The 15,043-nt window shown below is 64.3% G+C and carries 16 protein-coding genes and 1 rRNA gene; 11 read left to right on the top strand and 6 right to left on the bottom strand.

The features are described from left to right. The first annotated feature begins 152 nt into the window (after positions 1–152). The 4 genes from rrf (at position 153) to ACWMMN_RS11740 (ending at position 1,801) form a co-directional block, all read left to right on the top strand. Positions 153–265, top strand: a 5S ribosomal RNA gene (rrf, locus tag ACWMMN_RS11755). A 288-nt stretch (positions 266–553) separates the two neighbouring features. Continuing rightward, complete coding sequence (gene cueR, locus ACWMMN_RS11750; RefSeq protein ID WP_059233625.1) at positions 554–958, top strand: Cu(I)-responsive transcriptional regulator; 405 nt, start codon at positions 554–556, stop codon at positions 956–958. Positions 959–1,173: 215 nt separating this feature from the next. Beyond that, a complete protein-coding gene (locus ACWMMN_RS11745; RefSeq protein WP_006478295.1) occupies positions 1,174–1,320 on the top strand; it encodes a DUF3563 family protein in 147 nt (48 codons plus the stop codon). Positions 1,321–1,435: 115 nt separating this feature from the next. Continuing rightward, entirely contained in the window at positions 1,436–1,801 is a 366-nt protein-coding gene (locus ACWMMN_RS11740) for a hypothetical protein (protein WP_174994544.1), read from the top strand. 15 nt (positions 1,802–1,816) lie between these two features. Here the strand turns inward: ACWMMN_RS11740 and ACWMMN_RS11735 are convergent, their stop codons facing one another. Both ACWMMN_RS11735 and ACWMMN_RS11730 read right to left on the bottom strand, forming a co-directional pair. After that, positions 1,817–2,662, bottom strand: coding sequence for a 23S rRNA (adenine(2030)-N(6))-methyltransferase RlmJ (locus tag ACWMMN_RS11735; RefSeq protein ID WP_059233626.1), 846 nt, complete (start codon positions 2,660–2,662; stop codon positions 1,817–1,819). Between the two features lie 111 nt (positions 2,663–2,773). Next, positions 2,774–3,745: a potassium channel beta subunit family protein gene (locus ACWMMN_RS11730; RefSeq protein WP_059233627.1), complete on the bottom strand. Its 972-nt coding sequence runs from the start codon at positions 3,743–3,745 to the stop codon at positions 2,774–2,776. A 165-nt stretch (positions 3,746–3,910) separates the two neighbouring features. On the opposite strand from ACWMMN_RS11730, the gene ACWMMN_RS11725 reads away from it, so the two are divergent. Continuing rightward, entirely contained in the window at positions 3,911–4,699 is a 789-nt protein-coding gene (locus ACWMMN_RS11725; protein WP_256085088.1) for a 3-hydroxybutyrate dehydrogenase, read from the top strand. A gap of 118 nt (positions 4,700–4,817) precedes the next feature. On the opposite strand, the gene ACWMMN_RS11720 is transcribed toward ACWMMN_RS11725, so the two are convergent. Then, positions 4,818–6,017 (bottom strand): amino acid aminotransferase, encoded by a 1,200-nt coding sequence (locus ACWMMN_RS11720; protein ID WP_059233629.1) that lies wholly within the window; start codon positions 6,015–6,017, stop codon positions 4,818–4,820. Between the two features lie 260 nt (positions 6,018–6,277). Here ACWMMN_RS11720 and uvrB point away from each other — a divergent pair, with 260 nt between their 5' ends. From uvrB to ACWMMN_RS11695, 5 genes are all read left to right on the top strand, one after another. After that, on the top strand, positions 6,278–8,368 hold the full coding sequence (gene uvrB / locus ACWMMN_RS11715) for an excinuclease ABC subunit UvrB (RefSeq protein WP_174994541.1): 2,091 nt from the start codon (positions 6,278–6,280) through the stop codon (positions 8,366–8,368). A gap of 227 nt (positions 8,369–8,595) precedes the next feature. Further along, entirely contained in the window at positions 8,596–9,147 is a 552-nt protein-coding gene (locus ACWMMN_RS11710) for an iron transporter (protein WP_059233631.1), read from the top strand. 55 nt (positions 9,148–9,202) lie between these two features. After that, on the top strand, positions 9,203–9,535 hold the full coding sequence (locus ACWMMN_RS11705; RefSeq protein WP_034190351.1) for a cupredoxin domain-containing protein: 333 nt from the start codon (positions 9,203–9,205) through the stop codon (positions 9,533–9,535). A 58-nt stretch (positions 9,536–9,593) separates the two neighbouring features. Continuing rightward, positions 9,594–10,436: an FTR1 family iron permease gene (locus ACWMMN_RS11700; protein ID WP_059233632.1), complete on the top strand. Its 843-nt coding sequence runs from the start codon at positions 9,594–9,596 to the stop codon at positions 10,434–10,436. Beyond that, a complete protein-coding gene (locus ACWMMN_RS11695) occupies positions 10,433–11,830 on the top strand; it encodes a 4Fe-4S binding protein (RefSeq protein WP_486422683.1) in 1,398 nt (465 codons plus the stop codon). Before ACWMMN_RS11700 ends, ACWMMN_RS11695 begins: the two co-directional genes overlap by 4 nt. 274 nt (positions 11,831–12,104) lie before the next feature. On the opposite strand, the gene hemP is transcribed toward ACWMMN_RS11695, so the two are convergent. From hemP to ACWMMN_RS11680, 3 genes are all read right to left on the bottom strand, one after another. Beyond that, positions 12,105–12,350 carry a hemin uptake protein HemP gene (gene hemP, locus ACWMMN_RS11690; protein ID WP_034190354.1) on the bottom strand — a complete coding sequence of 82 codons (246 nt, stop codon included), beginning with the start codon at positions 12,348–12,350 and terminating at the stop codon, positions 12,105–12,107. A 139-nt stretch (positions 12,351–12,489) separates the two neighbouring features. After that, the gene (locus ACWMMN_RS11685; RefSeq protein ID WP_059236679.1) at positions 12,490–12,972 is read right to left on the bottom strand and encodes an SRPBCC family protein; all 483 of its coding nucleotides are present in this window, start codon (positions 12,970–12,972) and stop codon (positions 12,490–12,492) included. A gap of 100 nt (positions 12,973–13,072) precedes the next feature. Then, entirely contained in the window at positions 13,073–13,945 is an 873-nt protein-coding gene (locus ACWMMN_RS11680; protein ID WP_059233634.1) for a pirin family protein, read from the bottom strand. Positions 13,946–14,067: 122 nt separating this feature from the next. Between ACWMMN_RS11680 and ACWMMN_RS11675 the strand changes: the two genes are divergently transcribed. Next, on the top strand, positions 14,068–15,042 hold the full coding sequence (locus tag ACWMMN_RS11675) for a LysR family transcriptional regulator (RefSeq protein WP_059233635.1): 975 nt from the start codon (positions 14,068–14,070) through the stop codon (positions 15,040–15,042). Position 15,043: the final 1 nt, after the last annotated feature.

The following is a 15,043-nucleotide window of genomic DNA, read 5'->3' as shown; positions in this document are numbered from 1 at the left end:
AAGCTGATCGATGCGGAGCGCCGGTTGAAGTGCCGGCGACCTGCGTAGCAAGACGAGACAAGTTGGATTCTCGTGTGTGATACACACAACTCAAAATTACTGCTTCTTCCAAGATTGGTTGTGCTGCGAAGCCAGCACAACAACCCTCTTTGCCTGATGACCATAGCGAGTCGGTCCCACCCCTTCCCATCCCGAACAGGACCGTGAAACGACTCTACGCCGATGATAGTGCGGATTCCCGTGTGAAAGTAGGTAATCGTCAGGCTCCCTAAGCCAGAAACCCCCGCCCGAAAGGCGGGGGTTTTTGCATTTGAGCGACAGAAATGTGCGATGCCGGCCACGCGAAATGCGCCCGGCGCTGCGGCGCCGACGGGCGTCGATTCGGACCGAGGGTCGCATCCACGCCACGCGCCACATTCGACCACCTTCCATCCTGCTTGCCGGCCTTCATCGCGGAACGAAGTCACGTGATTTGATACGATCGAAGTGTCGTCGGCGATTGCATTCGTCGACGTTCACGGTCGAAACCGGGGCTTGATGGAGAGGGCAGGGAATGAATATCGGCGACGCGTCGCGCGAATCCGGAGTCAGCGCAAAAATGATCCGGTACTACGAACAGGTTGGCCTGCTTGCACCGAGCAAGCGGACCGATGCCGGCTATCGGATCTATGGCGCGGACGAAATCCACATCCTGCGCTTCATTCGCCAGGCCCGGCGGCTTGGCTTTCTCGTCGAGGATATCCGCAAGCTGCTGATGCTCTGGCAGGATCGCTCCCGCGCGAGCGCCGAAGTGAAGTCGATCGCCCTCGAGCACGTGGCCGAACTCGACAAACGCATCGCGGAGCTGAGCGACATGCGCGACACGCTGGCCGACCTGGCCGCGCACTGCCATGGTGACGGACGGCCCGAATGCCCGATTTTGGCGCGCCTCGCCGACCCCATCGTTGAACCAAATTAGTGCGCGCCCTCGAGCCTCAAAATGGGCTTCGATTCAATAGCTATAAAAATCAATGGGTTACAGTGTGTTGATGGGCGATCATTCCATTCTGGAATGGTTTCCATGCAAGTATTTCACTAGCATCTTGGTGCGGCATCGCTATAATTCGGGATAACCCTATACGGGAAATCCCTGAATCTCGGTTCACCAGGGGTCCCTCTTCCTTGGAGAATGTCATGATTGCCTACATCGTCGAAAAGCTGAGCAACTGGTTCGAATCCGCAGAACGTGAGCGCCGTGAGGCTTACCTCGCCACGTCGTCGGACATCGTCCAGCTCGAGAGCCGCATCCGCTCGCTCGAAACCAACGGCTACTCGCTGTAATCGGAGTCACCGTCAGGTGCCGTGTGGCACCGAACGATAAGCAAGCCCCGTATTTGACGGGGCTTTGTTTTTTTGTGCGCCGGATCTGGCGAAATCGTCAGTGCAGCGCTATGGTATGAGCCTGCTTTTCATCCTGAAGGACACGATCATGCGTTTGCGTCTCGATGTGCGTCGCCGTGCCCGCGCGCGTCTCGTGCTGGGCGCGGCCGTGCTTGTCCATGGCCTCGCGGCCGGTGCCGCGACGTCGTCCAAACCGCTGGTTCTCGATACGCAACGTGGTATCCAGGACGGCAAGGGCGGATTGGTGTTGCAGACGGCCCCGTTGTCCTCGGAGCCGATCGTCGAGCCGGCGGGCATGCGCGCCCCGGCCGGGCAGGCGCCGAACACGTCGGTTCCGCTGTTCGTCGCGCCGTATATCAACGTTCCCGCATGGGGCGGGCAGCCAGCCAACCAGCCGAGGCTCGCGCCGAGGCCGCAGTAACGGCCGGTTGCCCGGTCAGTTGCCGCGTTGCTCGATCTGAAAGCGGGCGCCGCTATCCTGTCCCAGCGTCTCGACCAGATAGGGCAGTGCCTCGTTCATGCTCTGCGCGAGCGTGTACGGCGGATTCAGGATGAACATCCCGCTGCCAAAGAGGCCCAAGCCATCCGTCGGTGGATTCGATACCGTCAACGTCAGGTGCAGCCAGTTGTTCGGTTGCAGGCGCTTCAGCTGCTCGGGAAAGCGCTGTGACTCCAGCCGCGTGACCTGCGGGTACCAGATCGCATAGCAGCCCGTTGCGAATCGCTTCAGACATTCCGTCACGCAGCTCACCGTGCGCGCGTAGTCCTTCTTGTCCTCGTAGGACGGGTCGATCAGCACGAGTGCACGTCGCGGCGCCGGCGGCAGCAGCGCCTTGATCCCTTCGAAACCGTCGCCGGCGAAGATCATCGCGCGCCGTCCCGCGTCGCGGAAATTGTGGCGCAGCACGTCGATTTCGGTCGTGTGCATTTCGAACAGGCGCATGCGATCCTGCTCGCGCATCGATCTCCATGCGATGTACGGCGAACCCGGATAGAAGCGCAGCTCGCCATCGTCGTTCAGCGCGCGGACTTCGTCGACATACTCGCCCAGCGCTTCCGGCAGATTCCTTTCGTTCCACAGCCGGCCGATGCCGGTGTCGAATTCCGACGTCTTCGCCGCGTAGCCGTCGCGCAGCGAGTACACGCCGGCACCTGCGTGCGTATCGATGTACCAGTACGATTTGTCTTTCTTGTTCAGGTAGCGCAGCAGCTGGACGACGACGGCGTGCTTGAGCACGTCCGCGTGGTTGCCTGCGTGAAAACCGTGACGATAACTGAGCATGGCTGGCTGCCTGAAACGAAAGGTGAATCGATGAAAGCGGTCGATCGTGCGCGGCCGTCAGGCCGGGCGCCGATGCGGCCGCGTATTGTACGCGAGTGGCCGCAAGTCGCCTTACTCGTATGCGTCGCCGACCAGTTCCTCGATGCGTTGCTTCACATCCGGCGTCAGCTTCGCGGCAACGTCGATCGCGCGCATGTTGTCGCCGATCTGTTCGATCCGCGATGCACCGGTGATGACCGAACTCACGCGCGGATTCGCGAGCACCCACGCGATCGCGAGCTGGCCCGTGCTGCAGCCGAGTTCGGCCGCGATCCCGCCGAGCCGTTCGACGATGTCGTTGGCGGTCCGGTCGGTCAGGCGTTCACGCATCCAGTCGTAGCCCTGCAACTGCGCGCGGCTGCCGGTCGGTACGCCGTCGCGGTACTTGCCGGTAAGCAGGCCCGATGCCAGCGGGCTCCAGGTCGTGAGACCGAGACCGTAATCGTCGTAGAGCCGCGCATATTCCTGCTCCACCCGCGTGCGGTGGAACAGGTTGTACTGCGGCTGTTCGACGACCGGCTTGCGCAGGTGATGCCGCTCGGCAATCTCGCATGCGGCGCGGATCTCGTCGGCGCTCCATTCCGACGTGCCCCAGTACAGCGCCTTGCCGCGCGCGATCATGTCGCTCATCGCCCACACGGTTTCCTCGATCGGCGTGTTCGGATCGGGGCGATGGCAATAGACGAGATCGACATAGTCGAGCTGCAGCCGGCGCAGCGAGCCGTCGAGTGCATTCAACAGGTATTTCCGGTTCAGCGTGTGGTACTGGTTCGGCGCTTCCGCGAGCCCCCAGAAGAACTTCGTGGACACGATATAGCTGACGCGCGGCCAGTCGAGCGACTTGAGCGCCTGACCCATGATTTCCTCGGATTTGCCGCCGGCGTAGACCTCGGCGTTGTCGAAGAAATTGACGCCCGCATCGCGTGCCGCGGCGAGGCATTCGCGCGCGACCCGCTGGTCGACCTGGTTGCCGTATGTCACCCACGAACCGAGGGAAAGCTCGCTGATCTGCAGGCCGGAGCGGCCTAGCCGTCGATAGTGCATGCGAATCTCCTGCGTAACGGAACCGACCTTAAGCTTAGACGTTTTGCGCGCGAACGGCGGGGCCGATCGTGCACAATGACGGCTGGCACGCCGTTACGAGTTCGCGACGAGCGCGGATGCGGCGGGCGCATGATTTATCGATCCGACAAACGGGAGGAGACGGACATGGCAGCAGATCTGAGCGGCAAGACCGCAGTCGTCACGGGCGCCGCGAGCGGCATCGGCAAGGAAATCGCACTCGAGCTCGCCAAGGCAGGCGCGGCCGTCGCGATCGCCGACCTGAACCAGGACGGCGCGAACGCGGTCGCCGACGAGATCAACAAGGCAGGCGGCAAGGCGATCGGCGTCGCGATGGACGTGACGAACGAGGAAGCCGTGAACAGCGGCATCGACAAGGTTGCCGAAACGTTCGGCTCGGTCGACATCCTCGTGTCGAACGCGGGCATCCAGATCGTCAACCCGATCGAGAACTATGCGTTCTCCGACTGGAAGAAGATGCAGGCGATCCACGTCGACGGCGCGTTCCTGACGACGAAGGCCGCGCTCAAGCACATGTACAAGGACGATCGCGGCGGCGTCGTGATCTACATGGGTTCGGTGCACTCGCACGAAGCGTCGCCGCTGAAATCGGCATACGTGACGGCCAAGCACGGCCTGCTCGGTCTGGCACGGGTGCTGGCGAAGGAAGGCGCGAAGCACAACGTGCGCTCGCACGTCGTGTGTCCGGGCTTCGTGCGCACGCCGCTGGTCGACAAGCAGATTCCGGAGCAGGCGAAGGAGCTCGGCATCAGCGAAGAGGAAGTGGTGAAGAAGGTGATGCTCGGCAACACGGTCGACGGGGTGTTCACGACGGTGCAGGACGTCGCGCAGACGGTGCTGTTCCTGTCGGCGTTCCCGAGCGCCGCGCTCACGGGGCAGTCGGTCGTCGTCAGCCACGGCTGGTTCATGCAGTAACGCCGGCGCGGGCGGCGTCGCTGCCCGCTGTCGAATGGCCAAAAAAAAACGCGCTCCGTGGAGCGCGTTTTTCATGTCGGCAGGGCGGAGCCGGTGACGGCGGCCGCCCGGCGCCGCTTTACTTCAGGACGGCTGCGACTGCGTTGGCGACCGCGTCGAGGTTGCGCGTGTTCAGCGCGGCGACGCAGATCCGGCCCGTGCCGACCGCATAGATGCCGAACTCGTCGCGCAGGCGATCGACTTGCGCCGAGGTCAGGCCCGAATACGAGAACATCCCGCGTTGCGCGTTGATGAAGCTGAAGTCGCGATCGACGCCGCTCGCCTTCAGGCGCTCGACAAGACCGTTACGCATCGCGCGGATGCGATCGCGCATCTCGCCGAGTTCCTGCACCCACGAAGCCTGCAGTTCCGGCGACGCGAGCACGGCAGCGACGACGGCGCCGCCATGGGTCGGCGGGTTCGAGTAGTTCGTGCGGATCACGCGCTTCAGTTGCGACAGCACGCGCGTGGCTTCTTCCTTGCTCGACGTGATGATCGACAGCGCGCCGACGCGCTCGCCGTACAGCGAGAACGACTTCGAGAACGACGACGACACGAATGCGTTCAGGTCGGCCGAGGCAAACAGGCGCACGGCGGCGGCATCGGCTTCGATGTTCTCGCCGAAGCCCTGGTACGCCATGTCGAGGAACGGCACGAGGTTGCGCGCCTTCACGACGTCGACGACTTGCTGCCATTGCGCTTCGGTCAGGTCCACGCCCGTCGGGTTGTGGCAGCACGCGTGCAGCACGACGACCGTGCCGGCTTCGTAGCCGTTCAGCGCCGACAGCATGCCTTCGAAGTTCACGCCGTTGGTGGCCGCGTCGTAGTACGGGTACGCGACGACTTCGAAGCCGGCTGCTTCGAACAGCGCGCGGTGGTTTTCCCAGCTCGGATCGCTGATCGCGACCTTCACGTTCGGGTTCACGGTGCGCAGGAAATCGGCGCCGATCTTCAGTGCGCCCGTGCCGCCCAGTGCCTGGGCCGTGACCACGCGGCCCGCTGCGATCAGCGGCGAATCGTTGCCGAGCAGCAGTTTCTGCACGGCCGCATCGTAGGCGGCGATCCCGTCGATCGGCAGGTAGCCGCGCGGCAGGCCGGCCTCGACACGCACCTTCTCGGCTTCGCGGACCGCGCGCAGCAGCGGAATCTTGCCTTCTTCGTTCGTGTACACGCCGACGCCGAGGTTGACCTTGGTCGGACGCGCATCGGCGTTGAAGGCTTCGTTCAGGCCCAGGATCGGGTCGCGGGGGGCAAGCTGGACAGCGGAGAAGAGCGACATGATGATTCGGCAGTAGTGAAAAGAGGGTCAGGCTTTCAGCCGGCGGGGCGGGCGCAGCGGACCGCGCGCCAACGGCACGACGCCGGAAAGCGCAGCAGCCTGATATTGTAGCGAATTCGTGCTGGCGGGGGCGGTGAATCCGTCGCGATTCGGCGGCGATTCGCGATTTCGGGCAGCCGTCGCGCGTCAGGAGCCGGCAGCAGTTCGCGCGGCCGCGAAGCGCTAGAATGCTTTCTTTGCCCTTGCTCCGGCCGCATTCCATGTCCGAACATCATGCTGAAGTCGGCGACGCGCTCGACGAATCCAAATTCGCTACCTTCGAAGGGTCGCCCTTCCAGTTGTACCAGCCGTATCCGCCCGCAGGCGACCAGCCGACCGCGATCGCAACGCTCGTCGAAGGGGTCGAGGACGGCCTGTCGTTCCAGACGCTGCTCGGCGTGACGGGGTCGGGCAAGACCTTCACGATGGCCAACACGATCGCGCGGCTCGGCCGCCCGGCCATCGTGTTCGCGCCGAACAAGACGCTCGCGGCGCAGCTCTATGCGGAGTTCCGCGAGTTCTTCCCGCGCAACGCGGTCGAGTACTTCGTCTCGTACTACGACTACTACCAGCCTGAGGCCTACGTGCCGCAGCGCGACCTGTTCATCGAGAAGGATTCGTCGATCAACGAGCACATCGAGCAGATGCGGCTGTCGGCGACGAAGAGCCTGATGGAGCGCCGCGACGTGGTGATCGTCGCGACGGTGTCGGCGATCTACGGTATCGGCAACCCGTCCGAATACCACCAGATGATCCTGACGCTGCGCACCGGCGACAAGCTCGGCCAGCGCGACGTGATCGCGCGGCTGATCGCGATGCAGTACACGCGCAACGAGCAGGATTTCCAGCGCGGCACGTTCCGTGTGCGCGGCGACACGATCGACATCTTCCCGGCCGAACACGCGGAAATGGCCGTGCGCGTCGAACTGTTCGACGACGAGGTCGAGACGCTGCAACTGTTCGACCCGCTGACGGGGCGCGTGCGGCAGAAGATTCCGCGCTTCACCGTGTATCCGTCGTCGCACTACGTGACGCCGCGCGATACCGTGATGCGGGCGGTCGAGACGATCAAGGACGAACTGCGCGAACGCCTCGAGTACTTCCACCGCGACGGCAAGCTCGTCGAGGCGCAGCGCCTCGAGCAGCGCACGCGTTTCGATCTCGAGATGCTGCAGGAGCTCGGCTTCTGCAAGGGCATCGAGAACTACTCGCGGCATTTCTCGGGGGCGGAGCCAGGCGATCCGCCGCCGACGCTCGTCGACTACCTGCCGCCCGATGCGCTGATGCTGCTCGACGAGTCGCACGTGCTGATCGGCCAGCTGAACGGCATGTACAACGGCGACCGCGCACGCAAGGAAAACCTCGTCAATTACGGGTTCCGCCTGCCGTCGGCGCTGGACAACCGGCCGCTGAAATTCCCCGAGTTCGAACGCAAGATGCGCCAGGTCGTGTTCGTGTCGGCCACGCCGGCCGACTACGAGAAGCGCGTGACGGGGCAGATCGCCGAGCAGGTCGTGCGGCCGACGGGGCTCGTCGATCCGGAAATCGAGGTGCGCCCGGCGAGCTCGCAGGTCGACGACGTGCTGACTGAGATCAATGCGCGCGTGAAGGCCGGCGAGCGCGTGCTGATCACCGTGCTGACGAAGCGCATGGCCGAGCAGCTCACCGAGTTCCTGGCCGACCACGGCGTCAAGGTGCGCTACCTGCACAGCGACATCGACACGGTCGAGCGCGTCGAGATCATCCGCGACCTGCGGCTCGGCACGTTCGACGTGCTGGTCGGGATCAACCTGCTGCGCGAGGGCCTCGACATTCCGGAAGTGTCGCTCGTCGCGATCCTCGACGCGGACAAGGAAGGCTTCCTGCGCGCCGAGCGCTCGCTGATCCAGACGATCGGCCGGGCCGCGCGGAACGTGAACGGCAAGGCGATCCTCTACGCGGACAACATGACCGATTCGATGACGCGCGCGATCGGCGAGACCGAGCGCCGCCGCGCGAAGCAGATGGCCTTCAACGAAAAGATGGGCATCACGCCGCGCGGCGTCGTGAAGCGCATCAAGGACATCATCGACGGCGTCTACAACGCGGACGAGGCGCGCGCGGAGCTGAAGGAGGCGCAGCAGCGCGCGAAATTCGAGGACATGTCGGAAAAGCAGCTCGCGAAGGAAATCAAGCGTCTCGAGAAGCAGATGGCCGACTACGCGAAGAACCTCGAGTTCGAGAAGGCGGCCGCGACCCGCGACCAGCTTGCGGTGCTGCGCGAGCGCGTGTTCGGCGCGAACGTCGGCGACCACATCAGCGGCGGCCGGTAAATCTGTCCAAGCGTCACCGAAACGGGTTGGTAACGAGCCTGTAAGCCTTGTCGGATCAGGGGTTTACACGGCTCTTCGTTTGTTCCGAAACCGGTTCGGTGCTAAACTTCGCAATTATTGAGAATTGTTCGCATTAACGTTCTTCGTCGCGTTAGTGTTTCCAGCGGGCGGCCCCGGCGGCGGCCCGCGTGTCGTCAAGATAGTCAGACAAATAACAAGGAGTGTCCATGTTGGGTTCTTCGTTCATCCGCACGACGGTTGCGGTAGCGGCGGCGCTTGCCGCGATGTCGGCCTCGGCTGCCGAATATCCGATCGGCAAGCAGCAGATCCAGGGCGGCATGGAAATCGGCGCGGTGTACCTGCAGCCGATCACGATGGACCCGGAAGGGATGATGCGCAAGGCGTCGGATTCCGACATCCACCTCGAGGCCGACATCCATGCGGTCAAGAACAACCCGACGGGTTTCGCGGAAGGCGACTGGATGCCGTACCTGCAGGTCACGTACAAGTTGACGAAGCAGGGCGACACGAAGTGGAAGGCTGAAGGCGACCTGATGGGCATGGTCGCGAGCGACGGCCCGCACTATGGCGACAACGTGAAGCTGAACGGCCCGGGCAAGTATCACCTGACGATGGTCGTCAAGCCGCCGATGCAGTCGGGCCACATGGCGTTCGGCCGTCACATCGACAAGGAAACGGGCGTGGGCGCGTGGTTCAAGCCCGTTACGCTCGAGTACGACTTCCCGTTCGCCGGTATCGGCAAGAAGGGCGGTTACTGATCGGTGGCATCACGAACGGCGCGCTTCGGCGCGCCGTTGGCGTAGAGAACCCAGAATGAAAATTCCCCAGAAAATCGTTGCCGCAGCCGCTGCGCTGTGGCTTGCCGGCGCAGCGCATGCTGCCGACCTGCCGACGTTCAAGCTCGAGATGACGGACGGCAAGCTGAATCCCGCCCGCATCGAAGTGCCGGCCGGCCAGCGTTTCAAGATCGAGATCAAGAACACCGGCAAGGGCGCCGCCGAATTCGAGAGCGTGCAGTTGCGCAAGGAGAAGGTGCTCGCACCGGGTGCCGATTCGTTCGTGGTCGTCGCTCCGCTGTCGCCGGGCGAATACAAGTTTTTCGACGATTTCCACCAGCAGGCACAGGGCGTGATCGTCGCGAAGTAACGCGTTTTATCTGCGCGCGGGCGCACCAGTCCCTTGCTCCGCGCGTCAGGAGGTATCGATGGGTCAGATCTTGTTCATCGTCTGGCGGGAGAGCGTCGAAGCGCTGCTCGTCGTCGGCATTCTCTATGCATGGCTGAAAAACGGCGACGACGACGCGCGCCGCGGCCTGCCTTTCCTGTGGGCCGGCGTCGGTGTCGGCCTGCTGATGGCCGTCGGCCTCGGCGCCGCGCTGGTCGGGTTCACCGAAGTGTTGTCCGGCGACGCGCAGGACTACTTCCAGACCGCGATGGTGCTGATCGCATGCGTGCTGATCGTGCAGATGGTGCTGTGGATGCGCCGGCACGGCCGCACGCTGAAGCGCGACATGGAGCAATCGCTGCAGCAGAGCACGCGCGATTCGAACTGGTGGGGCGTCGCCGTGCTGGTCGCGCTCGCGATCGCGCGCGAAGGCAGCGAGACGGTGATCTTCCTGTACGGCCTCGGTTTCGGCCAGTCGGGTCACGTCGACGGCAGCCAGATGCTCGCAGTGCTGATCGGTCTCGGCCTGGCGTTCTTCACGTTCTATCTGCTGCAGCTCGGCGGCAAGTACTTCTCGTGGCGGCATTTCTTCCGCGTCACCGAAGTGATGCTGCTGTTCCTCGGCGCGGGCCTGTTCCAGACCGGTGTCGACAAGCTGATCGACAAGGAAATCCTGCCGCTCGGCATCTCGCAGGTGTGGGATACGTCCGCGATCCTCGATGACTCGGGCACCTTCGGCTCGCTCGTCGCGACGCTGACCGGCTATCGCGCGCACCCGGCGCTGACCAACCTGGTCGCATATGCGGTGTACTGGGCCGTCGTCTGGCTGCTGATGAAGCGCGCGAGCCGTCGTCCGGCCGTTGCCGCAGGCCGCGCGGCATGAGCGTAGTCGCCGCAGCCAAGCCGGGCTGGCTTGCACAGGCCGGCCAGTGGATGCAGCGCCACGGCGCGCTGATCCGCGGTATCCAGTGGATCGTCGTCGCGGTCTACGCATTCCTGATCATCGTGCCGGCGGTGTTGCCGCTGCCGGACGATTCCGCGCATCTGTGGAACAACCTCACGCTGATCGCGCAGTTCGCGTTCTGGGGCATCTGGTGGCCGTTCGTGCTGCTGTCGATGGTGATGCTCGGCCGCGTCTGGTGCGGCGTGCTGTGCCCGGAAGGCGCGCTCACCGAATACGCGAGCAAGTTCGGCCGCGGCGGCCCGATCCCGCGCTGGATCCGGTGGGGCGGCTGGCCGTTCGTCGCGTTCGGGATCACGACGATCTACGGGCAGATGGTGAGCGTGTACCAGTACCCGCTCGCGGTGCTGTTCGTGCTCGGCGGCTCGACCGTCGGCGCGATCGTGATCGGCGTGCTGTACGGCCGCGAGAAGCGCGTGTGGTGCAAATACCTGTGCCCCGTGAACGGCGTGTTCGGGCTGCTCGCGCGGCTCGCGCCGATGCGCTACAAGGTCGACGAGGATGCGTGGCGCCGTTCGTACAAGAACGGCGAGCATGGCCATCGCGTGATTCCGATCAACTGCGCGCCGCTCGTGCCGTTGCGCAACATGAAGGGCGCGGCCGATTGCCATATGTGCGGCCGCTGCAGCGGGCACCGCGACGCGATCTCGCTGTCGCTGCGCTCGCCGTCCGACGAAGTCGTGAACCTCGGTGCGCAGCAGGCGAACCCGTGGGACACCGCGTTGATCCTGTACGGCCTGCTCGGCGTTGCGATCGGCGCATTCCACTGGACCGTCAGCCCGTGGTTCGTGCAGATCAAGCAGTGGCTCGCAGGCTGGCTGATCGACCGCGACATCACGTGGCCGCTCGAAACCAATGCACCGTGGTTCCTGCTCACGCACTATCCGGATCGCAACGACGTGTTCTCCTGGCTCGATGGCGGGCTGGTCGTCAGCTACATCGTCGGGACGGGGCTCGTGTACGGCACGGCGCTGCTGGTGCTGCTGGCCGGCGCCACGCTGATGCTCGGCCGCTTCGATCGCGTGCGGCTGCATCACCTCGCGCAGGCGCTGATCCCGATCGCGGGCGCAGGCGTGTTCCTCGGGCTGTCGGCCACGACGCTGTCGTTGCTGCGCGCCGAGCATGTGCCGCTCGGCTGGGCAACCGATGTGCGCGTCGCGATCCTGGTCGGCGCCAACACGTGGAGTGCGTGGCTCGCGTGGAAAGTGACGGGGCGCTACGCGGCATGGCCGCGCCGGCTGGCGGCATTCGCGTGCTTTGCCGCCGGGTTGGCCGTCGTCGACAGCGCATGGTGGTTGATGTTCTGGGGGTTCTGAAGCGGCTCGTATGCCGCTTCGGTTGTCACGCATCGATGCAGTAACGCACACGGGCGGCATGCTTCACGCATGGGCCGCCCAAACAAAAAAGCGGCACGTCCTTCGACGTGCCGCTTTTTTTCCTACCTTGTGCGAGAACCAAAAAAAGTGGCTTGGCTTGCTGCAACGGCTGCTTGAGTGTGTTTGCACGAAGGGGTCTAGATCTCGCGTGCAAGCCGTTACGCTGGCTACTGCCCAACACCTCTCAGGGAGGTGGTCCCCACAATACGCTGTCTTACTTCGTCAGGATCAGTTTGCCGAGCCGTGTGGCGCGCAACTGATACGTCTCTCCGTTATGCGCGATGCTGATGTGGCTGTGGCCTTGCAACAGCGCGTCGCTGTTCACGACCCGCGTGCCTGTATCGCGGTTGCCGGCGGGTTTCGCCGGCGTGGTGACCGCTGCCGTCTTCTGACGGCTGCTGGCTGCAGTGCCGGTCGTGCGGCGCAGGGTCAGCGTGGTCGGGCGCATGGTGTCGGTCATTCGGTTTGATCGGTGACTGTCGATACGATGGAATGAATTCTAAATGATAACTATTCCCATTTACAAAAACTCTTTATCGATCGAAACATCAGACTTGATAGTTTGAATCAAAGGGGCGGCCCGCAGGCCGCCGCCGGGTTCAGTGCAGCGGATCGGGCGCCTTGCGGCCCTGCGCGTATTCGCGGATCAGGCGCACCGTGTCGATGTCGGACGTGCGGTACGCCTCCTTGACGATCCCGTGCGTCTGTCGCGCGTCCTCGCTGTCGTCCGTGACGGTCAGCGTCGTGCGGTACTCGAAGCGCAGGAACAGCTCGTGGTCGTCGCGCTCCTCGATCGTCATCGTCAGCGAACCGCCGATCTCGCCGTCGGCCGCAAGGATGTCGTAGCGGACCTGCTGGTTCGGCGTGAACGTCACGTGGTCGCGCACGGTCGCATGGCCGTAGTGCAGTTCACGTTCGAGCGTCGTGTCCGTCCGTTCAAGGACGACGCAGCTGTCGAGGCCGAGCACGAACAGCTGCGGCTGTTCGGCGCGCAGCACGAGGCCTTCCCAGAGCTGGTCGCGGGTGAGGGTCGGCACGGCCGGATCGTCGGCGTTGATCTGGATCAGATGTTCGAAGTTCAAGGGGACGGGTTCCTTCTGGTGGCGGGCGGCCACATGGTTCAAGAAGTTATTGTGACGCAAAACGACTCGTTTCGCGGCACCTGCCGTCCCCGATCGGGCGTCATGCTTCGATGCGGCCCATGCGGCCCGTCTGGTAGTCGACGACAGCCTGCCGGATCTCTTCTTCGGTATTCATCACGAACGGGCCGTAGCGGACGATCGGTTCGTTGAGCGGCACGCCGCCGATCAGCAACAGGTCGAGCGACGTGTCGCCAGCGGCGAACGCGACGGTGTCGCCGTCGTCACCGTAGACGATCATGTGCCGTGCGTCGACAGCCTGCCTGTCGGGCCCGTAGAGGCCCGTTCCGTCGATCGGATAGGCAAACACGCGATAGCCGGCCGGCACGGGCTGCGTGACCGTTGCGCCGGGTTCCAGCGTGAAATGCTGGTAGAGGATCGGCGTGCGCGTCTCGATCGCGGCCTGGACGCCGAATGCTTCGCCGGCGATCACGCGGACGCGCGCGCGGCCGTCCGGTGACGTCGCGGTCGGGATGCGGCCGGCCGGGATCTCCTGGTAGCGCGGTGCGATCATCTTGTCGCGGCGCGGCAGGTTGACCCACAGCTGGAAGCCGTGCGAGCGGCCGCCTGTCTGCGCGAACGCGGGATCGGGCATCTCGCTGTGCACGACGCCGGCGCCGGCCGTCATCCACTGCACGTCGCCGGGGCCGAGCGTGCCCGCATGACCGGACGAGTCGCGATGACGGAAGCGCCCGTCGAGCGCATAGGTCACGGTCTCGAAGCCGCGATGCGGATGGTCGGGCGCGCCCACGGCTTCGCCGGGCGCGTAGTCGACGGGGCCCATTTCATCGAGCAGCAGGAACGGATCGAAATCCATCAGCAGCCGCGTCGGGAACGGACGGTGAACCACGAAGCCACCGCCTTCGGTCGTGCGAAGGGCGGGGTAGGTACGGTCAAGCGAGCGAGCGGTCGTCATGGGGAAGCCCTCGAAATCGTCGGAATAGCGTTATTTTTGAAACATAGCGCTATTATATTGGGCGTTTTACCGTTCGATTTGCGGTGCTCCGCAATGGATTGTTCTGAAATTGGAACGATGAGATGAATATCGATGCACATAACCTGAACGACCTGATGTACTTTTCGCAGGTCGTCGAACATGGCGGCTTCTCGGCCGCGGAGCGCGTGCTGGGCATCTCGAAATCGCGTCTGTCGCGGCGCCTGACCGAGCTCGAGGCGGCGCTCGGCGTGCGCCTGCTACAGCGCTCGACGCGCAAGCTCGCGCTGACCGAGGCGGGGGAACTGTTCTACCAGCATTGCCAGGCGATGCTCGCCGAAGCGCAGGCCGCGATGAACGCCGTGCAGCAGTTGCGCGCGTCGCCGCGCGGCTCGGTGCGGGTCAGCGTGCCGGTGACGTTGTCGCAGACGATGCTGTCGCGCATCCTGCCCGAATTCCTGCGCCGCTATCCCGAGGTGAGGGTGCACGTCCGCGTGACGAATCGCGTGATCGACCTGTTCGAGGATTCGATCGACGTTGCGTTGCGCGTGCGCTCGGAGCCGCCGCAGAACGCCAACATCGTCGTGCGGCCGCTGTGGCGCACCGAGCAGATGCTGGTCGGCGCACCGAGCCTGTTGAGCCAGAATGCGCCGCCGCTGGTGCCGGATGATCTGACCGGCTTCGAGACGCTCGATACGCCGAGCGTCGACGGGCGGCACGTGTTCAACCTGATTGCACCGGACGGGACGCGTCACGTGCACGAGCACGAGCCGCGGCTCGTGACGGCCGACCTGATGACGATACGCGAGGCCGTGCTCGACGGCCTGGGCATCGCGGCACTGCCGGAGATGATGTACGGCAACGCGCTGCGTGCGGGGCAGCTGTCGCCCGTGATGCCGGGCTGGACGTTGCCGGTGCCGCAGCTGTATGCGGTGTTCGTGTCGCGGCAGGGGATGCCGCCCGCGGTGCGTGCGTTCGTCGACTACCTGGTCGAGAAGCTCGACCACGGCGCGTACAAGGAACCCGGTTGCCCCGAGCGCGCGAAGAAGGAAGCTGCGGCCGATGTTTCGGCGACCTGAA

Source organism: Burkholderia cepacia complex sp. TUM26381 (assembly GCF_057439935.1).
The sequence above is the reverse complement of the archived record's forward strand: the minus strand, read 5'-3'. Positions and strand labels throughout refer to the sequence as shown.